The sequence below is a fragment of the Acinetobacter sp. AS23 genome (assembly GCF_023612055.1).
Taxonomy (GTDB): Bacteria; Pseudomonadota; Gammaproteobacteria; order Pseudomonadales; family Moraxellaceae; genus Acinetobacter; species Acinetobacter oleivorans.
In genome coordinates, this window is sequence record NZ_CP082274.1 from 2529382 (window position 1) to 2555291 (window position 25910).

The 25910-nt window shown below is 37.2% G+C and carries 15 protein-coding genes and 1 pseudogene; 1 reads left to right on the top strand and 15 read right to left on the bottom strand.

What is annotated here, in order from left to right; translation table 11 throughout:
* Nucleotides 1-20 precede the first annotated feature (20 nt).
* From K6I41_RS11825 to K6I41_RS11860, 8 genes are all read right to left on the bottom strand, one after another.
* Nucleotides 21-1430: a hypothetical protein gene (locus K6I41_RS11825; RefSeq protein ID WP_250374377.1), complete on the bottom strand. Its 1410-nt coding sequence runs from the start codon at nucleotides 1428-1430 to the stop codon at nucleotides 21-23.
* Nucleotides 1427-2425: a type VI secretion system baseplate subunit TssG gene (tssG, locus tag K6I41_RS11830; RefSeq protein WP_250374378.1), complete on the bottom strand. Its 999-nt coding sequence runs from the start codon at nucleotides 2423-2425 to the stop codon at nucleotides 1427-1429. Before tssG ends, K6I41_RS11825 begins: the two co-directional genes overlap by 4 nt.
* Complete coding sequence (tssF, locus tag K6I41_RS11835; RefSeq protein WP_250374379.1) at nucleotides 2389-4200, bottom strand: type VI secretion system baseplate subunit TssF; 1812 nt, start codon at nucleotides 4198-4200, stop codon at nucleotides 2389-2391. The genes tssG and tssF overlap by 37 nt, the downstream gene beginning before the upstream one ends.
* Before the next feature lie 16 nt (nucleotides 4201-4216).
* Complete coding sequence (gene tssE / locus K6I41_RS11840; protein WP_250374380.1) at nucleotides 4217-4693, bottom strand: type VI secretion system baseplate subunit TssE; 477 nt, start codon at nucleotides 4691-4693, stop codon at nucleotides 4217-4219.
* Between the two features lie 78 nt (nucleotides 4694-4771).
* Nucleotides 4772-5275, bottom strand: a complete 504-nt coding sequence (locus K6I41_RS11845; protein WP_003651052.1) for an Hcp family type VI secretion system effector — start codon at nucleotides 5273-5275, stop codon at nucleotides 4772-4774.
* Between the two features lie 49 nt (nucleotides 5276-5324).
* A complete protein-coding gene (tssC, locus tag K6I41_RS11850; RefSeq protein ID WP_013198291.1) occupies nucleotides 5325-6806 on the bottom strand; it encodes a type VI secretion system contractile sheath large subunit in 1482 nt (493 codons plus the stop codon).
* On the bottom strand, nucleotides 6799-7302 hold the full coding sequence (gene tssB, locus K6I41_RS11855; RefSeq protein WP_003651049.1) for a type VI secretion system contractile sheath small subunit: 504 nt from the start codon (nucleotides 7300-7302) through the stop codon (nucleotides 6799-6801). The genes tssC and tssB overlap by 8 nt, the downstream gene beginning before the upstream one ends.
* Before the next feature lie 16 nt (nucleotides 7303-7318).
* Nucleotides 7319-8008, bottom strand: coding sequence for a hypothetical protein (locus tag K6I41_RS11860; protein ID WP_151822129.1), 690 nt, complete (start codon nucleotides 8006-8008; stop codon nucleotides 7319-7321).
* An 826-nt stretch (nucleotides 8009-8834) separates the two neighbouring features.
* Between K6I41_RS11860 and K6I41_RS11865 the strand changes: the two genes are divergently transcribed.
* Nucleotides 8835-9839 (top strand): formylglycine-generating enzyme family protein, encoded by a 1005-nt coding sequence (locus tag K6I41_RS11865; RefSeq protein WP_250374381.1) that lies wholly within the window; start codon nucleotides 8835-8837, stop codon nucleotides 9837-9839.
* A gap of 2 nt (nucleotides 9840-9841) precedes the next feature.
* On the opposite strand, the gene K6I41_RS11870 is transcribed toward K6I41_RS11865, so the two are convergent.
* The 7 genes and pseudogenes from K6I41_RS11870 to K6I41_RS11900 form a co-directional block, all read right to left on the bottom strand.
* The gene (locus tag K6I41_RS11870) at nucleotides 9842-12808 is read right to left on the bottom strand and encodes an ATPase (protein ID WP_250374382.1); all 2967 of its coding nucleotides are present in this window, start codon (nucleotides 12806-12808) and stop codon (nucleotides 9842-9844) included.
* Nucleotides 12809-15595, bottom strand: a complete 2787-nt coding sequence (locus tag K6I41_RS11875; protein WP_250374383.1) for a DUF2345 domain-containing protein — start codon at nucleotides 15593-15595, stop codon at nucleotides 12809-12811.
* Between the two features lie 317 nt (nucleotides 15596-15912).
* Nucleotides 15913-16125 (bottom strand): annotated as a pseudogene (locus K6I41_RS19200) (RHS repeat-associated core domain-containing protein); the annotation flags it as partial.
* A gap of 438 nt (nucleotides 16126-16563) precedes the next feature.
* On the bottom strand, nucleotides 16564-16815 hold the full coding sequence (locus tag K6I41_RS11885) for a hypothetical protein (protein ID WP_250374384.1): 252 nt from the start codon (nucleotides 16813-16815) through the stop codon (nucleotides 16564-16566).
* Complete coding sequence (locus K6I41_RS11890) at nucleotides 16815-21623, bottom strand: RHS repeat-associated core domain-containing protein (protein WP_250374385.1); 4809 nt, start codon at nucleotides 21621-21623, stop codon at nucleotides 16815-16817. Before K6I41_RS11890 ends, K6I41_RS11885 begins: the two co-directional genes overlap by 1 nt.
* Nucleotides 21624-21632: 9 nt before the next feature.
* Nucleotides 21633-24830, bottom strand: coding sequence for a type VI secretion system Vgr family protein (locus K6I41_RS11895; RefSeq protein ID WP_250374386.1), 3198 nt, complete (start codon nucleotides 24828-24830; stop codon nucleotides 21633-21635).
* Between the two features lie 103 nt (nucleotides 24831-24933).
* Complete coding sequence (locus K6I41_RS11900; RefSeq protein WP_250374387.1) at nucleotides 24934-25830, bottom strand: LysR family transcriptional regulator; 897 nt, start codon at nucleotides 25828-25830, stop codon at nucleotides 24934-24936.
* Between the last annotated feature and the right edge of the window lie 80 nt (nucleotides 25831-25910).

Here is a 25910-nt window from a genome sequence, read left to right on the forward strand (position 1 = left end):
TTCTAAGTCCAAAGTTTAAATTAGTTATTCAACACCATCACATCATCTTCTGAATTTTCAGTGACACTTTGCACAAATGTATGTGCTGACACTGTATTTTCACCAAAGACAAAAGGAATGATATGTTCAGGGAAATGCATGCTCAGCATAAAGCCATAAATATCAGCTAAATGTTGGGTATGCCCTAATGAAGATTTCACATAAATATAGTGATGTGGTTCTACAGGTGTTTGAAGAAAGTGCTGCTGCATTTTTTTCGAAACTTTTATATCGGTCTGATCTGACAATATCAACACATAAGGTTCCTCACCTTCATGCTGAGGTAAGTCATGAAATTCAAAATTAGTAAAAAGCTTTGCCGTATCTTGTTGGCCTACAACAACTTTTAGATTTTTTGTAGGTTCTAATTCTTGAATTTTTACTAAAGGATCAGCAAGTAAACAGCTTGCTGCAAATTCAGCAGGAATATAATCTTTAATCATCCAAGACTTTTCATCGACTAGATCCTGATCAATTTCGGAATCGGCTACGAGCAAAAAGAATATCTCGTGTTCTCTTTTATGAATACCCTTTAATAGGTGTATCAGCTCTTGATAAGCCAATTGCTCTCCAAAAAAATGATATTCAATATGGATCTTTTGAGCAGGAATGCCGATCTCAGCAAAAAACTCTAAAATTAATTCATTACTTTGTTCATCATTCCAGATATGTAATAAATCCTCCGAAAGAAGGATATGTAGATTTAAGCGATTTAAACGATAAACTTCGACTATCGGCATTTGAACATCATCATATTCAGACTCAGGATCAACCCATGCCGGGTGCATATGATATTCACGTGCTTGCTGCGACTCATAAAATAAAGTTGAACGTTTTAAATGCTCTGCTAGAAAATATAAGTTTTCTATATTTTGTTCTAATTGCTGTTTTATTAATGACATCATACGAACTTGTCGTGGAGATGCATACTCGCTCTCCTCATGATTATCTTCATCAAAGTCTTTAATTCGGTAAGATAAAAGAGGCAATCCGTAAGAATTTAACAGTTGATCATCCAGCTCTGGACTTTTAAAGTTTTGTAGCTGCTCAATAATGCTTTCATTCTCACCGAGTGCATGTACAGCAAAAGAAGAGTAAATATTAAAATCTAGCTGTTCGAGTGGTGCATCAGTTACCGCAGTTTGTTTTTGGTTAGCATCACCTTTATCTTGATTTATAGCTTGTTCTTTCTTTTCTTTATAATTTTTATAAGCGCTATAAACTAACCATGGGGATAAGATCACCAAGGTAATAATTGCTGGTAATAGCAGGAAATAAAGGAAAAAATCACCCTTATCAGGGTTATATTGAACATCACGCCAGTAGAAAATAATAAATCCACTAACTAATGCAAAAATAGCGATGAACGAGAGTAATATTTTTTTAATCATATTCGCTCTCCAATAAGGCTATAGCAAGTTTCATGACTATGTACTTTCGGTTCTCGTGATATAAGAAAAGAACCTTGCCCCAAACCATTCTCATTATCGTGAGTGAGACAAATAGGTTCTATTTCTGACTCATCCAATACGAGTCGAAGATCTATTGATAAAGTTGGACTGCACCAAGTTTCTACAATTTTTTTAAGCTTTAAACTTAATTCTTGATTTGGTAAAAAACTGAGATATTGCTGACGCTTTAATGGCCCAATTTGAATTTCAATTTTCCCATCAATTTGCTGAATAGTTTCGCCACAAAATGTATTAACACCAAGTAGGCTCGGCTGAGTTCCACCTAAAGTTGTTAATTGGTCACTCGCCAACTTAAAAGACTCTTGTATGAACTCCTTAATCGTAATTTCGTGTTTAAAAATACACGACAACATCGTTTTTAATGCATGAACTGTATTATTCTGGCCCTGCATTAATCCAGAAAACTCTGCAAAATAGTCATCAAGCTCTGTTTGCTGATGTTGCGACCGTACATAGCCATTTAACGCATGCAGAATATCCAGATAATCATTTTTATGCTCAATCTCATATCGAATCGGCAAATTATAGGTAATGCTCGACTCTACATATTGAGCAGTAAGCTTATGATTAAATAAGCTCAGAAACTCTTTAGTTACAGCTCTTTGCTGACGCGGGGCCTGCTTAATTTTATTCGTATATGTATAAGGTAAAGCGCCTTGTATGCCCGTGAGACCAACAATTAAATTCGTGATATAAATCCGCTCGTCCGTTAATTCTAAATTTTCAATTTCTGTAGCAGGAAAATTTAAATTAAAGGATGTCTCAAACTTAAAATGATCACTCCAAGATGTACCAGCTGTGCGACTTGAATCGTGTCTTAATAGCCGTGTTGCTTGGATAAATTCAAAAGACTTTGGCTTTGTAAAGAGCTCAGCTGTTATAGAAGAGTCTTGCCACCAACGTTCTGACTGCATTGGTATAACTCCTGCTGAGATGAATAATCCTTAACAACCAAATCAACGAAACTATTAATTTGAACCTTTAAATTAAAAACACGACTTAACAATTGGCTAAAAATGTATAGGCTATGCCCTCTAAATACAGATGAATCAATTTGCAATTCGGCCTTCACACCCCTTACAAACATTGGAAATGGCTTTCCATCTACAAGTTTGTGAGTAAGTGAAAATTCAAGATGCTTAATTGATTCAATAATTAAATAATTTTCTTTTGATAATGGTAAGTTGTATAACACAAGTAACTCTTTAATATGAGATACCGCATCACCTTTCATTAAAGCTAAACTATTCAATGAAAGGTGCGAAATAACACGCCACTGCTCGCTCTGACTTTGACCAAATTGATATGGTTTTGTAGGTCTTTTTAAAACAATAGCACGACGAGCCAAACTACTATCATTGAGGTTCAATATATTATTAGACTGGCCCAATGCTTCATGTGGTAAGTCACGATTTGAGCATAATAATTTTGTGCTAATAAAATCCGAACGTGTTGACGAAGGATTTAGATTTTTAGAAATAATTGAATATCCCATTTCGACGAAATTGGGCTGTAATTTTTGATAGTTCACTGAATAGAAAAAACGAGCCTTATCCGCATGGTAGTGACTCATCGCGAAAAAAGGTAGCACAGGAACATAGCTTTCTTCGTGACTAGTTTTTTCACGCACCATATTCATTTCAGTAATTGAATAGACTTGATAAAACTCAGGATGATGTGCGTCTGTAATCAGTGGGTACTCTAATTGCTTGTGTACAATTTTTTGAGGTTCAGCATATTTTTCAAATAAATTAATGACTGGTGTAGTAAACAATTTAAAATTAGCGATATTTAATTCAGAATAATTTCGGACTACAGCTTGATCATTTAAATTTAATTTAAAATGTATAAGCAGCTCAAAACCACTCTCTTCTAAAGATAGAAGCTTTAAAAAACTTAAATCAAGTTTTAGATAATTAAATTTTTCAGGAAAACAAAAATATTCCATCAGCAATCGATAGGCATGATGAGTATGCTGATCGAGAGGCAATAGACTTTCCTGCTCTGAAAAGCCAGTTAATTCAAATGGATTTTTATTAAGCTCAACAACTTTCTGCCCTATTTTAATAGCAAAAGTTGTTCCCTTCTTAAAAATGCTGTCTAGTACTTGAAGTGGAAAATTAGAAATTGCATCTAAATAAATAGGTAGTTTTTCATCTTTTAAACATAGATGAGCATTGTTAAAAATTTCGAATTTAAAATTTAAAGTCGCATTTTGACTTAAATGCATATGTGCACTAGGTGTGCTTTTAAACTCTAGCGCTTGCAAGCTTATCGGGAGTAATTTGACTTCTTGTGTAGTATTAAACTCACATTGAACCCCTTTAAAACTACGCGACTTCAAGACGGTGTGTGCAGGAACAATATGGGCTTCTGTGAGCTGCTTTATCTTATTTATATCTTCGAAACTGACCACCGAACAAGCAGGAAAGTGACGTAAGTATTGAGGAAACATCACCTCAAAGAGACAACGCGTAAATACGTCATAACTATCAGCAAGCTTTTTATCAATGCGGGCAGCAATTAATGAAAATGCCTGTATAAGACGCTCAATATGCGGATCATCAATTTGCTCTTGATTTAAAGATAAGCGCTGAGCAATTTTCGGATATTTTTGCGAAAATTCACGAGATTGCTGACCAAATTCTTGTAGTTGTTTTTCGTAAAACGGTAAAAGCTCTTCTATCACAACACACCCACTACGCTTAGGTTCTCGCTGAAATTACATATTGCTGCGTTGTCGGTTTTAGCAATGCATCAAAAACGACAGGTTCATACAGTGGATGAATATTAAGATAGGCCTGAATACTTAAACATAGTGCCCCCATATTATGTCCATCCAACAACATCTCTACCCGTATTTGTCTTAATCTAGGTTCATGAGCTGCTATTGATTGTTCAATGGATTGGCAAATCTTGTCTCGATCTAGCGGATTGGCTGTAGAAAGCCCCACAAAATCAATAATCCCGAACTGAAGTATAGATTTTTTAACTAGCGGATAATCATCAACCACATGATCCAATTTAGCGACTCGACTATTCAGCAAGTCTTCTAAATCTTTTGCTACCGATTCTCTTAACTGCTGAATAGAAAGACCCTTTGCATAATCTTCATTTTCAGGAATTAAGCGATCAAACAAAGTTGAACGAAATCCATATGGATAAAGCCGATCTAAATTCATTCGAGTTCACAACAAGCATGCTTAAAGACAGCAGAGGCTAACTTTATGTCAGCCTCCACCAAATATTCACTTAGATAATTATGCTGCGTAAGAAGCAGTATTATTAGAAAGTGACCATTTCTTAGTAACAGCACCTTTAGCAGTACCGTTAATATCTTGTTGGTTATAAGTCCACTCAACAGCTGCGTATTTCAAACCAAACGCTTCAGTTGGTACACCTTCTTCGTTAACAGTTGGAGTTACACTAGAAACTAGAACATGCTTCAATTTAATTTGTAAGTACTTGATACGTTTATCGCCATTTGCACGATAAAAATCAATTTGTACTTCATCAAATGTATAACCAGCTGAACATGCTTCCCATAATTTCGGGCTAGTTGCATCTAGGTCTTTAATAAAAAGCATATCTGAATGTTCAACACGTTCAGCAGTATGGCCACCAACACTACTTGAAGTAGCAGATTTAGGTTGGCGAATGTTGTGAGACCAAGAGTTAACTTCTAACCAGCCTTTGTGCTCAGAGTCACGAGACTCGCCATCAACTTTATATTTACCGCGAAACTCAACGTATATATCTTTCATTTAGAACTTTCCTATTTGTAATTTAAAGTTATTCTTTCGCTGACCTTTATTAATTTGAGGACTGAGGTAACTCAGTAACAAGTCGCAAAGAAACTGACAACTCATCCAGCTGGAAGTGTGGTCGCAAGAAAACCACAGATTTGTAGTGACCTGGTTGAGCAGGATCTTCTACAACTTTTACAGACGCTTCGCGCAGAGGGTACTGAGCTTTCGCTTCTTGAGAAGCGCCATCATCAAGTAATACATACTGTGACAACCACTCATTTAAGAATGCTTCAACATTTCCAGCAGAAGCAAAGCTACCCACTTTGTCTCTCATCATTGCTTTTAAATAATGAGCAATACGTGAAACGGCCATGATGTACTGAATTTGACTTGATAAAGCAGAGTTAGCATTTGCTGTATCATTGTCATATTTTTTAGGTTTTTGAGTTGATTGCGCGCCAAAGAAAGCAGCGTAATCGGTATTTTTACAATGCACTAAAGGAATAAAGCCCAAATCGCTTAATTCTTTTTCGCGGCGATCAGTAATCGCAATTTCTGTTGGGCACTTGAATACCACTTCGCCATCTTGTGTTTTAAACGTATGAACAGGTAAGCCTTCGACTAAACCACCGCCTTCAACACCACGAATTGCAGCACACCAACCATGCATATCAAATGCATTTGTTAAACGAGTACCGAAAGCATAAGCAGCATTCATCCACAAATATTCGTTGTGGTTTGCACCCGAAACATCTTCAGCAAAGTTAAACCCTTCTGTAGCAGTTCCTTCTTTTGGATGATAAGGAAGACGACCAAGCACATGCGGCAAGGTTAAAGCGACATAACGAGCATCTTCACTGTCACGGAATGAACGCCATTGAACATATTCAGCTGTTTCAAAGATTTTCGACACATCTCTAGGGCGGTCAATATCTGTAAATGATTCAAGACCAAGAATGCTTGGACTAGCCGCCGAAATAAACGGTGCATGAGCCGCTGCAGCAACATGAGAAATTTGCTCAAGCAAATACATATCAGAAGGCGTACGGTCAAATTCAAAATCACCAATCAGTGCCGAATATGGTGCACCACCAAAAGATCCATATTCTTCTTCATAGATTTTTTTGAACAAAGTACTTTGATCAAAGTCTGTAGCACCTTGAAAATCTTTGACCAACTCTTTTTTAGTCGTATTCAACATACGAATTTTAATGAGAGGATTAGAAGGTGTTTCTTGACAGAAGTAGTAAAGACCACGCCAAGTTGACTCAATCTTTTGGAATTGTTCATTGTGCATGATCTGACTTAATTGATTTGAAATCAGAGCATCAATTTCTGCAATACGTTTATCGATTGATAAAGTCATATTTTCAGAAACTGTAATTGTGCCTGCCATTACTTCTTTGGCAAGTTCACCGATTAAGCTTTTTGCACGCGAATGTTCTTCTTCATTTCGGGCAATACGGCTTTCTTCAACAATCGAGTCTAAAAGATTAACTTGTTCATTTTCAACAAGAGGCATTGCTGCCGATTGAGCATTATTCATGATCAGCCTCCGCACTTAATTTACGGATTTGATCAGTACTCTTAAGCACTTCATCAAGTAAGTCTTCTAAACGCTCACTGTTAGAAATCTTATTTCTTAGATCTGTTAAACGCTCACGTGCTTCAACAAGTTTTTTTAATGGGTCAACCTGTTGAACAACATTTTCTGGGCGAAAATCTTCCATTGATTTAAATGTTAAATCAACTGCAATTCTTCCACCCTCTTCAGTCAGCGTATTATCTACTTGAAAAGCAGCTCTTGGAGACAATGACTCCATAACTTCATCAATATTATCTAAATCGACATTAATGAATTTTTTATCTTTTAATTTTGTACGTTCAAGCTCAGAAGCTGCCGAAAAATCACCCATCACACCAACAACAAATGGTAGTTCCTTCGCTTCTTTTGCATCACCAATTTCGACATCATATGTAAGCTGAACACGTGGAGGTCGAATTCGCTGAAGCTTCTTTTGTACGCTTTCTCTCTTAGCCATAAGATTCTATTCCTGATTATTTAATTAAAGGGTCAAAAGGCGAACTTTTTGATTTATTAACATTGGCTACAGGGGCAGTTTTTGGTTTAACCGCAGTTGCTTTTGCTGGAGTTGCTACTCGTTTTGTTGCTGCTCTGGAAGCAGTAACTCTGTTGCGTGTTACAGTTTGTTTTTTATAACTTCTTCTTTCATTATCAACTGAGCCACCTTCTGTAGCCGCCTTAACATTTGAAGTATCTGGTGCAGGCATTGAAGTATGGATATTTTCAATTAATTGTTTAGCAGGTGGATAAGTTACATCGTTGCTTAAATAACGCATTTCCTGACTTCGCATTTGCTGCAAAGAGTTATTTGCAATGCTTACACCAGATAAAAATAAAACATCTGTTATTAATGAACCGCGTATATTTTGACTTTGCAATTGACTTGCTAAATTTAATGCTTTAACTGGTTGATTGGTTTGATAAAAACGCATAGCTGCTTTAGCTAATAAATCATTTTTTTGAGTCGTATTATCACTATCACAAACTTGTTTAAAAATATTCAATAGCTCAGGGTCATTCTGACCTTCTGCTAAAGGATTTTTTTTAATACAACTTTTTTTAAGTTTTACAGGCTCAAGTTCTGCTGCATGAGCACCTGATAGACCGATAATGTTTCCAGTCAGAGAAAGTATCAAAATACTTCGTTTCAACACAACTTTTATTCCTCTGTTTTCTTATTTATTCAAGGCTTTACTGAAAAGTTAATATTGATAAAACATTAAAAAATCAGTCTAAAAACCTTATATTCAAAAAATTTACGCGCAGTTTATCATATAAACAAACATATTTTATATAAAAATCATATCAACTTAAACTAAAAGTAAATAGTTAAGATGGTTATAAAATATAGCTTAATAAAGTTATTCTTATAAAAATATAATATTGTTATTTTTTGTAATTAAAAATAAGTTATTGATTGTTATGCATTAAATAAAAATTAAAACTAATTTATAAATTATTATAAATATCATTCATTTAGTTTTTATGAAACATTTGCTTAACAATATTTAAGTTTATATTAACTAGAAGGTATTTCTATTTGGTTATGAACACATCATCAAAACGTAAAGTAAAAATTAAAGTGCAAAAAACACAAAACTTGTCAAGACTAATCTGTCTATCTATTATACTTATTTATATAAATTTAATTTTCTAGCTAAAGGTTAAAAAGTGCCACACCCTGCTCTAAGCATGCTTTTTCTTCGACAAATTATCAAAAAATAGAAGAAAAAATTTAAGTTTGTTTTTTGTAAATACATCATTAAGAATTATAAATCCTCCTTTAACTACCCAATTGGTTCATATCTGATTCCCTCCCCAAAAGATCATCTAATCTATATTTCACTTATAAAATATCTGAATTCATTTTAATTTTTCATAAACTCTGATGACTATTCACTGAGTTGAATAACAAAACCGCTCTTTATATCTTTTATATCTCTTACTAAAATAGTTTTATCAATATTCAACGTAATGATTTCCAACAAAATGATGAAACAGAATATAGCTATTGTTTTATTTTCAAGCCTTGCTTTAAGTGCGTGTGCTAAATCTACTGAAACAAATCATAAGTCATCAAAGCCCTCACAAGAACTTCAACAAAAAATTCAAAAATTGGTTGAGAAAACCAAAAAGAATATGATCTTTGTTGAAGGTGGTAGCTACCTAATGGGTGACTTTGGACTAGTAACTCCAGAATTAGAAAAAATGGTTCCAAACAGTATGGCAGTGAAGAACCCGAAAGGTAATACTGAAAAACCTAGTAACCAACCATTCTCTCCAGGGGCCGATAATAAAACACTTCATAAAGTTTCCCTTAGTAGTTTTAATATGAATGCTTATAAGACCACCTTAGAGGATTTTAATACTTTTACTGAAGCTACTGGACAAGTTGCGAGTACGGATAATAAACGTTATGGTTCAAATATTGCTCACGAAGTAGCAACTGGTATGGCTTGGCAACAAGCCAAAGAATACTGTCAGTGGCTTGGGCAACAAGTAGGTACACCGATGGACTTACCTACTGAAGCGCAATGGGAATATGTAGCCCGAAATAAAGGACAATATACTTTATTTGCAACAAATACAGGTAAAGTAGAACCAAAGAAAAACCTATGGGGATTAGATCAATATGATAACTACAGACATTTACATGACTTACAAACTGTCGCGAATATTCCGGTTATAGGTCAAACACCACCAAACCCTTTAGGTTTTTATGATCTTGTTACTAATAATTATGAATGGATGAATGATTGGTACGATAAAGATTATTACAAACACTCACCTAGCAATAACCCAATAGGACCAAAAACAGGTACTGAAAAGGTTTTACGAGGTACTCTAGCAATGGGAGCCGATAACTTAATGATGGCTGATGGTTTTAATATAGCTAGAAGTAAAGCCTTACCTATTCCAAATGATGAAAGTAAATCAAAGTATCGCTTATATTCCGTTCGTTGTGTTGCCAATATCCAGCAACCGATTAAATAACTTTAAGCCATATATGAACCATCAGAGTTTTGTTGATAATTTGCTGCAATAAACAATTCTGCATCAGTACCATCGACTTCAAGTGATGGTACAGCTTCCGTATTTAAAGCAACTAAAGTATCCGCATTAACAATACTTGGGTCTTCAGCCATTTTCTCTCTTAACTTTTTCAACTCCCTTGGATTATTCATTGGTGCTTTTTCATGTAAAGGAATTGTTTTTACAACTTTTGAGCGTAATTTTTCATATTGCTCTAAATATTCACTTCCACGTCCAACTGTATCTGAATTAAAAGCATATTCTTTTACAATATCTGAGACCTGAGACCAAACACCATCATGTAAAAAAACCAAGAGTTGTTTTTCTAATTTTTTAATACTATTAGTTGATTTTGAACCATCAAAAGACATTCTTTGGAGAACATTTAACCATTCATTTTCTGTTGTAATAGTTTCAAAAATTGCAATAACAGCTTGCTTATGGCTAGGTAAATATGGAGACGTTAAAGATGTCGGGTAGTCAGCTAAATGAGTAACTTTATTGTGTCTAGTCATTTGGTAGATTAGCATTCCCTTGGCTTCAGGGGTTGCTTGTTTTAGCCACTCCGGTTGTCTTTTAATTTTATTGGCTAAATCAACTGAATTTTTCGCATCGGAATACTTACCATTAAAATTATCAAACTCCTCAGCAATGTCATTGAGAGTTTTAGCAGTTATAGAGTCATTACCCAGAGCAATTACAGCCAATTGACTTAAATTTCTAAAAGCATCTTCCGCAATAAAACCTAATATTGTGAATTGAGCGCGTATAAGCTGGTAGTGCACCCATTTCAACACTTCAAGTACCTGACTAAAATCAATAACGAAATCTAATGCACCTTTTGCCCCCAAACCAACACATAAGGCTGCTTTGGCCCTAAAACGGAATTGATTTTCTTTTGCCCAATAAAATAGTTTAAAATTAACTCCCGCTCCCAATCCAGCACTAGCAGCAAAATCCAATGCCAAACTCGCCAAAGCCTTGAAATCTTTAGCTTCCGGTGAAAGCCATTGAAATTCACCCGATGGTTTGATACCTGCCTCAGCGCCAGCAAATGCCTCAATTTGCCCCTCAGAACTTGCACCACTACCAGGAATAATGGTTTCATCTCGATCCATTGGGACAAATCTTGGGCGGTTTTCTCCCATATTATTGGCGAGTGAAGGATTTCGATTTCTTCTACCATTAGCAGCCAATTGTTGCTGCCCATTTTTACTATAGCTTATCTCTAAACCAATCCCTGCGGCCACTTTTGCACCTGCAAAGCCGTAGAGTTCCATGCCAATAATAAATCGAAATGCACCTAGATCAATGTCATCAAAGTTGAGCATCCAACCTTTATCACATGGAATTACATAGGTGGTTTTTGCCTTCCCTTCAAATAACACTAGTTTGCCTTGAGCATTAACATTCGCCTTAGCATTCACCTCACCACTTTCGGGTTTCCAGCTTGCACTTGTCGATAAGCCAGCGCCACCAACACATCTTAACCATTGTGATTGAATATCAACCGTTAAGCTGTCTGAAAGCTTAATTTGTTCGACAAAACCCGCACTAAAAGCAGAGAAATCCCAAACTTTAGTTCCCGTTTGCTTAGAATATTTCGCAAGATCTAAACTAACTTTTTTAAATTCATTATGGATAGTCTCTTGGTTAATTTTCTTAAAGTCTTGTTTTATATCTTTAAGTTTCTTTAACTCTGTTCCTAAAACCGTTACCTTAAAGCTCTCTTTGTTCTTTTTCTTTTGTTGTAACTGCATATATCGGTCAGTACGCAGATATCGACGTCTGAAATCAAACTCTTGCGTGTTGCCATTCGGATTTTTCTTTTGACGCGCTTCAAAAGTAATGACTTCTGTTAGATCAGCCGCTTTTTTAAAGTTTTTATTTAACTCCTCTTCGATCTTTTTCTCTGCTTCTTTTATTTCTTCTTCTGCTTTTTTAACATTAGAAACACTACCAGATTTTATTGCTTCTGCTAATTTATTTTTAGCATCAAAAGAGTTTCCAAATAATTTATCTAGTTTCGAACTTTCCTTTTCAAACTCAGCATAATCCTCTGCTGAAAGAACTATCATTTCCTCTCGATGCATATTTAAAATAACAGGCGGTTTTCCATTGCCCTGCAAAGTTACTGTCGTATTCTTATCTTGCTTTGTTATCTTCGCAACAGACTTCAACTGTACAGTGACATAATTCTTTTTACTCATAGTTGCAAAATGCTGTATGTCTTTTTTATCTGGTTGAGCAGACATATTTACGAATTTAAATTTTACGAATATAACTTCACCTTTTGGCGAATATAAAGGTGGAGTAAAACCATTCTTATCTACAACACTCATTTTTACATTAGGTAAACTAATTTTCTTTTCCTTACCCTCTTTGTCAAAAGTAAAAGTTTCAAATGGAATATTATCAGATAGTTTATTCCCCCTAAATCCTTCTATTTTATAGCGATAATATTGTTTGATTTGATATTCTATAGTAGTGATTCCTTGCTTTTCTTCTTTTATATGGAGACCTGAACTACCATTAATATTAATGGCTTTCTCCCACTCTGAATCCGTTCTTTTAATCCAAAGATCATACTCACCAGCTGGCAGATCCATTTCTTTAGTAAAACCTTTCATGTCAGTTTTAGCTTCTCGGTTCTGACTCAAGCTTGGACCTTCATGTACATCTTTATATCTCGCCATATTTTGGGCGATCGTCTGAGCTGGAATAGGTTTATTTTTATAAATGGAGTTAAAATCCAACGGCTGCACAAGAGGTTTAGGATTCTTTGCACTCCCAATAGCTATCGCAAGTTTATTTACCTGTCCTGGCCGTTTTCCCTTTTCAGTTACAGAATAATCCATTCCATGGCAAACAATCGTATCATTATCAGGCAATACATTAATAAATAGTTTTAATTTAATCTTATTCATCATTTATTCTTCTTCAAAAGTTACAAAACCATCATGAACGTGATCTTCTAAACTAATTTGGATTTGCTGAGGACCCTTGGTTGTGATCTTCTGTGTTTTACCTTGACCATCTGTCACACCACTGACCATTTCCCCATTCGGTAAAATCATTAAATATTTTTTATTTTTCAATGGATTTCCAGTTATATCTTTGGCTATATAAGTTAAATGGTAATCTGGCAACATTGCCAATTCTGGGTTTTTCGTTGCCACCTTGGCTCCCCCCATAAATAAATGCTGCCCTGCTTTCACCTCAAGCTTACCACCCGTAACAGGGAAAATACCCGAACCATTCAACTTAACTTGAGATCCACTTGCAGTCAGATTAATTTCAGTTGGGCTAGTAATAAAAACCGTGTCTTCAGTTGAAGTAATTTGTACACCCTTTCGAGCAATCACATCTAAGCCATCACCTTGTGCCTGAATTTCTACTTTACCTTGACCAGCAAAAAGTCGAGCACCCTCCTGAGCGGCAAACAGACTAATCTTTTGGCTCGCATGACCCACTATACTTTTTTGTGTACTGAGATTAATACTGTCACCAGCACTTTGAGTGAGCTGACCATTTGCACTGAGATAGATATCTTCATTACTACTTACAGCAATACTTTTTGGAGATGCCAAGAGCATCACTGCCGATTGAAACTCAGCAGCCTTTTTAGGGTCGTCTTGTTTAAGAACCTCTAAGAAAGTTTGAATGTTCTCAAGCATATCTAATGGATCAGTTTGCTGGTTTTTAGCAACTTCATTGAGTGCCTTAGCATTATTTAGGCTGCCTTCTATTTGTTTTTTTGCTTCGTTTGCATCTAGGTGTACACCTTGAGCTTGATCCTGCTTGTGGGTACTAAGGAGTAAACCACTGCCTGCTCTTACTGCACCCCATTGGTCTGTTCTGAGTTCGAAACCTTCACCACGGCCTTCGCTCTCCGCCTTATCTTTTGGATGGCTTAAGTTCCCCAAGTTTAGTTGGCTTACCGCATGGCTACTTTTTAGTTGGGCACTGATTTGCCCTGTGGTGTCATCAAAACGGAGTTGGTTAAAGCCTTTGCCGTTGACTTCTTCGGAGCGGATACCACTGAGCTTTTTAGTGTCGGGTAGTTGGCCTTTTTGGTCGAATTGCGTTGGGTGACGTTCAGCCTCATGAATACGACCCACCACAAACGGGCGGTCAATGTTACCGTCAAAGAAGTCGATGACAACGATTTCACCCACACGAGGTAAGAAACGTGCGCCATAACCCTCACCTGCCCATGCGGTTAATACATCGACCCAAGCCGAGTCGGTGTCATTGTCATTACTTCCTGCACCACCATCATGGCTATGGTCGTCAGTTCGGGTAAATAGGAAGCGAACTTTAATGCGCCCCCATTGGTCAACATGGATACTTTCGCCTTCCAAGCCCACCACTCTAGCGCGCTGCGGGTAAACTGCTGGTCGGTGCTCTAACGGATGGTACTCAGGAACAGTTTTAATATTTCTACGCGACAAAATGAGCTCATTACCCTGACGCTCAGTCTGGTCATTTGACCCTAATTGATTGTTTTGCCATTGGCTTTGACTAAAAAGTTGATTGATTTGCTGTTGCAAATCTTTAGGCAAATTATTTTGCAGATAGAAACTTTTCCCAACAATCAGAAACTCTTTGTCTGATCCACTATGCGTATCTATTTCAGGATGTTCATCCAATTCAAACCAATAGCCAACTTGCGCATCACGTACCGTAGTTTGTGCACGGAAATATTTTGATTGAAATGCATAATAATCAGATAGATTCTGATTGAGTTTTTCTAACTGCTGGTGACCCGATGCAGTGGCTTGGTCTTCCCCATTTAAGTCTTGCATCCAAGCAGGACTGACATGCCATGCATGTTCTAGACTTAAACTCGCATTATCCTGATTAGCACTATGACTATGCTTTGACTGAACACTACCCATGCCTTCTTCTTGACTTAAAGCATCAGCCTGCCAGCGTTGCACATGCACGGCTGTAGATTGCAAGCTTCGAGTTGGCACAAGGCTTGTCATACTGTCTTGTTGTTCAACAGCGCTACTACGGTGATAACGGATATTTCTTCGGTCTAATGCTAAATATGATTCATTATTATCAATTAAACGTAATTTTTGCGGTTGAATCTCAACTGAGCTATCAATGGCAAACAACGGAGCTTCATCAATTAACCAGTTAATGCCTTCACTACGCCAAAGTCGAGTTAAAAATTCATAATCCGTTTCATTACTTTGCATTATAAAAGGTCGAACATCGTAGTCTTCGGTTAGACCTTTTAAATCCAAAGTTAAACCAGAAGCAAACAACGGGCTTTTGTTCTGCCACTCAGTAAATAGAATTTCAGTAATGTCCCGTACACTTTTATTCATAAATACACGGCTATTTCGGCGTTTATGCCATAGCGCGGTCGGGTCTTGTAATCTCAGTTTATACAATGTTAATGAACCATCACTCTGCCCCTGACTGGCTTCTGTAATAATTCCTGTAGTTCTAAATAGCTGCCCCTGATCAGTTACTTGATCGACTGCAACCTGACAACCAATAAATTGTTTTAATGAAATATGGGCACTGGTAGAAAGACAAAATAAATCGGCAGTTAGTGCTTCATTTAGCTGATGCTGTCCTTCAATACTTTGTAAAAAGACTTGAGTATTCAACGATGGATTAGAAAACTGAACATGAAGCACGCGTTTTTGCGAGCTGATACCCAAATCTTCTAGAATTCTATGTATATGAGATAACATCTTTTTTTATGAAAACTTTGTCAGGATTGGCATTATTTTATAAAATACAGAAACATCTGTCTATTTTGTCAAGGGAAACTTAACCATATGAATACACGAATGAATGGGGATGCTATCCGTGATAAATATAAAAAAATGAATTAAACGCCCACAAGTATAAACACCATTATTGTTAGAATTATCTTCATCTAATAATTTTTGTCGAACTTTAGATTGACCACTTCGAGATCCTCCACCAATTTTACTATCTGCTAATTCTTGAGCAGTAGCATTATGACTATCTTTTAAGGCATATTTAGATGTTTTTTTCTTTACTAATCCTACTGGATTCGGTAAATAAGCATAAATATATATCCACCTAACACCCCAATCGGGTCTTTACTAATGAACCGATCTACATACGGCGAATAATAATGATAACGGTTGTAATGAAGCCCTGTTTCGCCATCAAAATACTGGCCTTGGAAGTGGATGTTTTTTGAAATAATTTCACTATTTTCGAAGAAATTAGATTTTGCTTTTTCTTCTTTGCCATTTCGAGCATAGTTCTTCGTGCAAAGCCTTGCTTTGTTGAAACGAACTATCCCAATCTTATATTAAGTTTTACAGATCATTTGACATGGGGAATCACTCATTTCCTGAGACGTATCCAAATGAAAAATATATTAGAGAAAAGCTATTAAATAATGATCTATCTGATTTAATAATATTTAGATATGGATATATCTAAAATTCTCAGACAACAGAGAATTCCAGATATATTTTAATGACTTTCTAATATTTTCTATCAAAACAAACAGAAATATCTTGAAATATCAAACCATTCAATTCCCCAGAAAAATTAAAATCACCATTTATTGATTTTATCAAAATACCATTCATTTAACTAATAATTAAAGATGATTTCTAACTTTTTCGACCACTCTATTAGATGATTAAAGATAACTTTCACAAGAGTTCTAATAATTTTACCCCACATCTTCAATAGAATTTATTTTTGCTATAATCTCATCTTTAGTAAGTGAAAATTCCCCCGCTTCGCCTGCATCCATTCCAATCAATTCATCAAGCAAATTTTGTAAATCCTCATTGAGTTCTAAATAATCCATATCAAGACGAATTAAATATGCTTCTCTAGCAACTATCCGATAATCAAATATTTCATTTTCTAAAATTAAATGAAGTTTATCTAATACTATTTTATCAATATTACGTAACATTATAGAGGACACCCTTTTTTTATAGCTCGCCCTGATGGAGTTGCTTTACCTTGATCTATATCTGCTTTTGTTGGTGGATAATGTGGAATATCCACAACCTCACCGTTTATCATCTTAGGATGTACCCTATTTACATTACCATTATGATCATATGTTTCCTCCCATACTCTAACGGTACCAGTTTTAGGATTAATTTCTGTAACATGGGATCTTCCTCGAGTTGGACCTTGAGTCTTAGCTAAAGCCTCTTTTTCATAATATCTTATTCTACCATCACTTAGCTCTCGTGTTTTAACAGCTTTATTTTGAGCAGACTCTACAGCCGATAATTTTCTTTTTAATTTTTTTTGGTCTGTCTCATTACTTAACCCCAAAGGATCAATCCACCCAATAGGACTAGGACCATATTGATAAAGGTTATATCCTCCCAACAATCCAATCGGGTCTTTACTAATAAATCGACCTACATACGGCGAATAATAACGATAACGGTTGTAATGAAGTCCTGTTTCCCCATCATAATACTGACCTTGGAAACGAATGTTATTACTAATAATTTCTGAATTTTCAAAGAAATCTGATTTAGCCTGTTCTACCTTGCACTCACCCCAAGCCTTATATTGAGCTTTCCAGACAATGGCGCCTGTCTGGTTACTCATTTCTTGCGGTGTGCCTAAATGGTCGCAGTGATAAAACCATACATCATCAAAACCTTGGCTTTGTTTTACGGTATTCCACAAAGGGTCTTTATAAATGCTATATGTTTTTTCTGTCCAGTCTTGGGTTTGGTGTAGCTCAATTGAGTGATGATACACCGCTTGCAACAAAGGCACGAAACTATCTTTTTCGTGGAAATAGTGTTTAGTTATATCAGCGCTAGATTCATAAGCTAAAGTATCACCATCCCAACCATAAATAATGTTCTGCTCTTGCCCTGTATGGTGATTTTTACTTCTTTTTTGAATACGTCGGCCTAAGGCATCATAACGATACTCTGCCGTATATTGATTATTTCGGCTACGAACAAGACGTCCCAACACATCCCACTCAAGATTTAAATCACCTTGTGATGACTTTTGTCGAATCAGTTGCCCAAAAGCATCATATTGATATTGTTGGTCAAGATATTCCTGCACAACGTTATTGACTAAGCGGTTATAGCTATAACCTTTTTCAGTGACAGTGGGTTGTGCGGATTGCTCTTTGGTACTGTTATATCGATCTAAAATATTACTTGCCGGGTCAAAATTAAAAGTCTCTTTCCCAAGTTTACTGGTCGCTTCTAATAAACGCCCAACAGGATCATATTTATAATGAATAGCCCCACGACGAGTATCCTTAATGAGCGTTAACTCACCTGTTTTATCATAGTGATATAAGCGTTCAATCAATTGGTTGGTATGCTGGATGGCATTATTTTGAGTTTGGGCCTGATAGCCTTTGTCATGCCCATTCAACATTAATTGCTGAGTTAAGCGCCCGACTTCATCATAACGTTGTTGTTGGCTAAGACCATTTGCATAGTGACGTAATGTCTCTCTATGTAAATCATCACGTTCAAAGCTAACAACATCTTCACCATTTAAAGCTACGCCATAGACATGTCCACTTCCATAAGTGAGCCAATCTACTTTCTGTCCATCTGGTCGGATGGTTGTAGTTCGATTATTTAATTCATCATAGACATGTTTCCACACAGCAGTTTTCTGAGTCACAACGTCTTGATGATGTTCTTTAACTAAATTGCCTGCTGCATCATAAAACCATTGCAAGTTAGTTTCTGCATTTTTAGCTTGAACTAAATGACCTAGGCCATCATAAGAAAATTCTTCTGTTTGCTTTTCTTCAAGCTCTTGCCCTTGATAACCATACCCTGCTGTACGTTGTTCTAAACGTCCCATGCTGTCAAAAATAAATTGCTGAATACGGTCTTTAGGTGCAGCACGATCTTTGAAATCTTGACCATAGGCAGAAGCGACCTCAATGCTACTAGTTAAACGACCATTATATTCATCGTACGTATAAACAGTTTCTTTGCCATCAAAATCAATTTCTTTTACTAATCTACCCGCCGCATCATAGACAAACTCGTAACTTGCGCCATTTTCATTAGTTAAACGTTTTAAGCGACTCAAGCGGTCCCATTGATATTTTAAGGTTTGATTTAATGGGTCAATACGCTTAGTAATTAAACCAGCCGCATCATATTCATAACGTGTCTGCTGGCCTTTAGGGTCAATATGAACTAATAATCGGCCTTCTTCATCATGAATAAAATGCTCTTCAGCTCCATCAGCGTGTTTAATTTTCTCGAGTTGTCCAAAAGCATTCAACGGTAAGCCTTTTGCTAGAGGCTGTCTTGGTTCAGCAGTTAATTCTGTATAGAAATATTCAACTTTTTGCTTTAAAGCATTTTCAATAAATTTGACACGCCCGCGGTCATCATAGCGCCAGTGCATTTCTTTACCGGAACAATCTGTATAAGTAACCAAGTTCCCTTGATCATCATATTTAAGTGTCTTTTTACCGCCTTTAGCATCTTTAATGGAGGTCACCAATCCCATCGCATTATAGGTATAGGCTGTTTCATGCTTCAGCGGATCAATTTCTTTAATTATATTTCCTGAAGCATCGTATTCTTTAAACCAACGCCCCTGTTCAGCGTCAACAAAACCAGTCAGATTATCTTTTTCGTCGTATTCATAATAGAAGGTTGAGCCATCGGCCTGAACCATACTTAAGACATTACCGCGTTCGTCGTAGGTATACGATGTTTCTGTTCCATCTGTAGCAATATGCGATGTTATATTTTTTGCTTGGTCTCTAAAGAACCATTCTTGCAAATTGTCTGGATAAATAATTCGATAGGTGTAACCCGTAATACCATAATAGTATTCAGTCACGTTACCATCGATATCCATGACTGAAGTTACTCGAACATTTTCATCCCAATCTAATTTAGTAGCGGAACTATAATCATCGGCCCATTCTTCAATCGCTTTTGAGCTAGGTAAAATGCCATCCCACTTTAAGTTCATTCCTCTTTGAGTAAGATCAGTATAACGAGTCAATAAGTGAGCTTGGTATTGATATTCATAAGAAGCAGCAAACTCATTAGTTGCCTTAATTAAATCGCCTTGCTCGTTATATTCATATGCTGATAGCTGTCTTAGAAGTTGACCATCTTCAACCAACCAAGCTGCAACAACTTTCTGCACATCATTAATCTGTAATGCTACATGCGCCAAAGTTTGTTGTTGCTGTTTAAATATAATGTCGGATAAATAGCTATCACCATTTTCTAATTCATAGTCGTAACGTAGTCCGATACTAAATCCATTTAGACGTTCTATGGAGACTAAACGAAACTCATTTTTATATTTTTGATAGAAGCGAGTTTCTGAAACACCATATGAAATTGCTCTAATTTCAGGTGAGACAACTGTATAAGTAAAAGTTTCTACTTCATCATAGTAACTCTGCCCAACTTTTAGCTCTGGTAAGCGAACAGGACGACCATCGCTGCCAATGTACTCCCAACCTTCTTGCTCAATCGGTTCTTTAGGTTCATTTATGTTGTAACTAGAACAACGAGCAATCTTGGTTGTAAAAGGTGTAATCCACCGCGCTCCGAAAATTGAGTGATCATACTGATATAAGTTTGATACATACGTTCTCGAAAATTGCTCTACCAATAATGGATGAATTTGTGCATCGGTATGGTTTAAAAACTCAGTACCCATGGCAAAAGTAATCGATCGTTTAGTCGCACCACCTTTACAGTTTTTACCTGCATTCGCATTATTAGTCGCTGCATGTTCAGTATTCGCCTTTTCTAATTTATTATTTTTCTTGTCATGTTTAACTTGTGTAGTTTGAGTTGGCTTAACTTGAGCTGCTTTCTTTTTCCTAAATTTAGAAGCACTTATTCTCAATACATCAAATAGCCACCCAATTGTTTGCGGCTGCGCTGCATTTCCCAAGCCTTTAATTTTAGTATTGGCAGTAATACCAATTTTATTAATCGTTGCACCTACATTTAATATCGGCTGCTTTAGATGTGCAGGAACTAAAGAAGTAACAACTTTAGCATTGGAGTTTGCTCCTGTTTTAATAAGAGCCTTCCCCCAATTTTCGGTCATGTAAACTAAATTTTTTCCAGCTCGCGTTAAGTCACCACTTTTTATTCCTTTAATAACACCAGCAGCTTGCTGCTGAGCTCGGTTTGCATTTGACCCTGCATTTGTAAATACTTGGCCTTTTGTTACAACTCGAACAATTCCGCCATTAATTTGTGTCGTGGCACTTTGGACGGTTCCACCACAAGTGGCCAAAATTGAATTTAGTTTATTTAACCCAGTTTTGCAGAATTTTTCTATGTCCCCTGCAACCTGATCATTTAAATGGTTAGAGATAACCACAATAACTGCTTCACCTAAAGCAGCTTTACCAACACGTTTAACTTCTTGACGGACTAGAAACAGGGCTGGACGAGCAGAAGTACGGATTGCTGTTGTTCCCGGAATAGGCGCAATCCCAATAAGGTCGATACCCATTGTGGTCCAATCCATAATATCGGCATTTTGAAAACCTTTATCGTAGATATAACAAATGTCGGAAACCACATCGATGGCAGCCATGACATTGCCAATAATTGGAATTGTTCCCATTACACTTGCAACCAAGTCTAACGTTACAATTTTATGCGTATGACTTTTTAACCAATTATCTATTTTTTGTTTTGAATGACTAACATCTTTAATAGCAACTTCTGATAATGGTTTAACAACTTCTGTTTTTCCAGACATTTTATTTCTCTACGAATTCTTTTTAAAAGGGCTTTGCAAATATTGAGGAAGAGCATTAGTTATCAAGCTACCGCCATCAACAGAACTTAATTTGCTGAAGTCATTTATTTTTTGAATTGATGCAAGATCAATGTTGTTCCCTATTTTTTGGCCTAGTTCTGAAATGGGTAAAAAGCTTTTCACTTGATCAGTCACTAATCCCTGCGCCTCTGTTTTTAACATTGGCATTAAAGCCTTTGCCCCTTCAGATTTTATACTTTGTGCAGTTTGAATATTTTTCATAATATTCGCAGGATTGGTTAATTGTTTAGATAATTCACCAAGCTTGGACTGGGCTGTTTTACTCATTTGTGCAATTAATGAATCTGATTGTTCAGTATCTGCATCATTCTTATTCGGCCACTCAACTGGACGTTTAAAGTCACTTGCTGCATCCCAAGGATCACGGTGATCTGGTTCAAAGAAGACTTTTACTGCACCTGTTGCCAAACCTGAAACACGAGCAAATCCGTTATCGTCCAACTTGCCAGTGACTTCTTTTCCTAAGTTGTCAACAACCGTATAACTTCCACCTTTAACAAACTCACCGTGCGCATAATCATGGATGAGCTCTAAATTTCCTGGGCTACGTTTGGGCGGAGGCGGTAGTGAAGAACTGAAATTCGCACTTCCGCCCCCCATAAACAAATGCTGCCCAGCTTTGACCTCAAACTTACCGCCAGTGACAGGGAAAATTCCTGAACCATTAATCTTGATTTGAGATCCGCCCGCCGTGATAACGATTTCTTTAGAAGCACTAATTTCAATTTTGTCTTCTGTTGAAATAATCTGAACAGCTTTACGGGCAATTAAATCTGCGCCATCGCCTTGTGCTTGTATCTCAACTTTGCCTTTGCCTGCATATAATCTCGCCCCTTCTTGAGCTGCAAAAAGGCTGATTTTATTTTGGGCGTGTGCAATCAGGTTCTTTTGAGTAGACAGGTTAATACTATCGCCCGCAGTTTGGCTTAACTGAGCATCTGCGCTGAGGTGAATGTCTTCATTACTGGCTATGGCAATGCTGTTAGGTGCAGTTAATATCATCAAGGCTTGCTTAAAAGCGGCAGCTTTGTCTTGATCTTTTTCTTCAATTTGTTCTATGAATGTTTTTAAGTTCTCAAGAACTTCCAATGGATCAGTTTGCTGATTTTTGGCAACTTCACTGAGTGCCTTGGCATTGTTGAGACCGCCTTCTATTTGTTGTTTGGCCTCATTTGCATCAAGGTGTACACCTTGAGCTTGGTCTTGTTTGTGAGTACTAACGAGTAAGCCACTGCCTGCTCTTACCGCTCCCCACTGGTCTGTTCTGAGTTCAAAACCTTCACCTCGGCCATCACTTTCCGCTTTGTCTTTTGGATGGCTTAAGTTACCCAAGTTGAGCTGGCTTGCTGCATGGCTACTTTGCAGCTGGGCACTGATTTGGCCTGTGGTATCATCAAAACGGAGTTGGTTAAAGCCTTTACCGTCGACTTCTTCTGAGCGGATGCCGCTGAGCTTTTTAGTATCAGGTAACTGCCCTTTCTGGTCAAACTGGGTTGGATGGCGTTCAGCTTCGTGAATACGGCCCACCACAAACGGGCGGTCAATGTTGCCGTCAAAGAAGTCGATCACAACAATCTCACCCACACGAGGCAAGAAGCGTGCACCATAACCTGCACCTGCCCATGGAGTCAGCACATCGACCCAAGCCGAGTCAGTGTCATTGTCGTTACTTCCTGCTCCACCATCATGGCTATGGTCGTCAGTTCGGGTAAACAAGAAGCGGACTTTAATACGACCCCACTGGTCGACATGAATACTTTCACCTTCCAACCCCACCACTTTAGCACGCTGTGGGTAAGCTGCTGGTCGGTGTTCTAACGGGCTATATTCAGGCACAGCTTTAATGTTGCGTCGAACAACGTTCAGTTCAGCAAAGTGGCGCTGCTCAGGGTTTTGGTTGTCGAGTTCGGCTGCGTTGAGCTTGTCTTTTGGTAATAGTCGCTCAAGTTGCTGTTGTAATTCTTTCGGTAAATTATTCTGGTTATAGTAATGCTTGCTTAAGATCAAGAACTCTTTATCAGCACTGTCATGTTGGTCGAGTTCAGGATGGTCATTCAGTGCAAACCAGTAACCGACCTGTGCATCACGGACGTTACCTGAAACGGTAAATTGTTTAGAACTTAGGTGATGGTAAGCATTGATATGCTGGTTAAGCTGTTCAATCTGGCTATTACCAGAAGCGGTGGCTTGGTCTTCACCGTTTAAGTCCTGCATCCAAGCTGGGCTAACGTGCCATGCATCTTCAAGGTTTAGGCTGGCATTGTCATAGTGTTCGCTGTGTTTCTGCGTGCCTTGTACGCTGCCACTGCCTTCTTCTTGCTGGAGGGCATCAGCTTGCCAGCGTTGCACATGAACCGAGGTTGGTTGTAAGCGGCGCTCAGCTTTAACTTGGGTAAGGGTATCGAACTGTTCTGTCGCACTGCTGCGTTGGTAGCGTAGGCTTCGACGTTCAAGGGCTTGATAGTTTTGGTTATCGTCAATTAAACGTAAGACTTGTGGCTGAATAGAAGCATTTGGGTCAGCGATCAAAAGCTGAGATTCATCGACTAGCCAGTTAATGCCTTCGCTACGCCACAGACGGGTTAAAAAGTCATAATCGCTTTCGTTTGACTGCATCACAAATGGACGCACATCATAATCTTTGGTTAAGCCAGATGTGTCGAGTGTTAAGCTTGCGGCAAATAACGGGCTTTTGCCCTGCCATTCCTTAAACAGAATTTCGCTAATATCGCGGACGCTTTTATTCATAAACACGCGGCTATTACGGCGTTTATGCCAGAGTGCAGTTGGATCTTTTAAGGTTAAGCTATAAATAGTCAATGAACCGTCGCTTTGCCCTTGGCTTGCTTCAGTAATAATGCCTGTGGTTCTAAAAAATTGGCCTGTGTCCGTCACTTGATCAACAGCAACCTGACAGCCAATAAATTGTTTTAATGCAATATGCGCGTTCGTCGACAGACACAGTAACTCAGCAACGCTACCTTGGTTGAGGGTATGTTCACCCTCAATGCGCTGTAAGAAGACTTGATTGTTTAATGATGGGTTGGAAAATTGCACATGAAGTACACGATTCTGTGCGACCAAACCTAAACTATCTAAAATTTGAAATATTTTATGGGACATCATTATTATAAAACTGAGTCATAATCATCGATATTTTATAAAAAACAGACAGAATTGTCTATTTATATAAATTAGCTTATCTTCCATGACTTAGATATTTTTTAGTTTAACTGAAAGAAAGATTGGCTATTAAATAATCTATAAATGCTCTCGTTTTGGCCGGTAAATTAGAAGTATGAGGATAAAGTAATTGAATGCTTTGTAGCGGTAACGAAAAATCAGGAAATAACCGAATTAGGCGATTTTGTTGAATATCTTCATCAACTAACCATGCAGGACAAATCGCCACACCTAAAGATGAAAGAGCCATTTGATGAATGGCTGTTACCGAGTTTGATTCATACTGACTTCGAATAAAAGGTAATGAATATTGCTCCCCTAAATTGTTTTGCAAAATATATTGTGAATCTTGCCAATTTAATAAGGTGTGGCCAATCCAAGGAACATTCGCTAAATCAGATATATTTTTTATAGGATGGTCTTTTATAAACTGCGGAGTAGCCACAAGATAAATTGGATATTCTCCGATTTTTCGAGTTTTTAGAGATGAGTTTTTTAAATTCCCTAGTCGAATAACCAGATCTAATTTTTCAGTCACTAAATCATCAAGCGATGAATTAAACGAATACTGTAAACGTAAATCTGGGTAAAGCCGACAAAACTCAGGAAGTAAAGGCAGAATGAAACGTTGGCCAAACTCATTGGTAGACGAAAACCGTAAAGTGCCTGTAATGCTTGTACCTAAGTGTTGGCTTCGTTCAAATGCCTCATCAATCTGAAGTTGGATTTGTTTAAAATCCTCATAAAAATGCTGACCGATTTCAGTTAATGCAATATTACGGGTGTTGCGAATTAATAGGCTTGTATTGAGCTGCTTTTCTAATTGTTTTATATCAATACTCACCATTGATCGGCTTAAGCCTAAAATTTCAGCCGCCTTGGTAAAAGAGCCGGAATCAACGACTTGTAAAAAACTGGTAATTTGTTTGAGGTTTTTTTGCACAATTAAGCCAATTGTTTAAAATTATCAAACAATGATTTTACTTCGCTTGCATCGACAATAAAAGAGCTGGATCTTACCCT

Coding starts and splice junctions, on each gene's coding strand:
- K6I41_RS11825 (WP_250374377.1), bottom strand. CDS start 1,430: ATGATTAAAAAAATATTACTCTCGTTCATCGCTATTTTTGCATTAGTT.
- tssC (WP_013198291.1), bottom strand. CDS start 6,806: ATGAATAATGCTCAATCGGCAGCAATGCCTCTTGTTGAAAATGAACAA.
- K6I41_RS11890 (WP_250374385.1), bottom strand. CDS start 21,623: ATGTCTGGAAAAACAGAAGTTGTTAAACCATTATCAGAAGTTGCTATT.
- tssG (WP_250374378.1), bottom strand. CDS start 2,425: ATGCAGTCAGAACGTTGGTGGCAAGACTCTTCTATAACAGCTGAGCTC.
- K6I41_RS11875 (WP_250374383.1), bottom strand. CDS start 15,595: ATGTTATCTCATATACATAGAATTCTAGAAGATTTGGGTATCAGCTCG.
- K6I41_RS11885 (WP_250374384.1), bottom strand. CDS start 16,815: ATGTTACGTAATATTGATAAAATAGTATTAGATAAACTTCATTTAATT.
- K6I41_RS11895 (WP_250374386.1), bottom strand. CDS start 24,830: ATGATGTCCCATAAAATATTTCAAATTTTAGATAGTTTAGGTTTGGTC.
- K6I41_RS11845 (WP_003651052.1), bottom strand. CDS start 5,275: ATGAAAGATATATACGTTGAGTTTCGCGGTAAATATAAAGTTGATGGC.
- tssB (WP_003651049.1), bottom strand. CDS start 7,302: ATGGCTAAGAGAGAAAGCGTACAAAAGAAGCTTCAGCGAATTCGACCT.
- K6I41_RS11870 (WP_250374382.1), bottom strand. CDS start 12,808: ATGATGAATAAGATTAAATTAAAACTATTTATTAATGTATTGCCTGAT.
- K6I41_RS11865 (WP_250374381.1), top strand. CDS start 8,835: ATGATGAAACAGAATATAGCTATTGTTTTATTTTCAAGCCTTGCTTTA.
- tssE (WP_250374380.1), bottom strand. CDS start 4,693: ATGAATTTAGATCGGCTTTATCCATATGGATTTCGTTCAACTTTGTTT.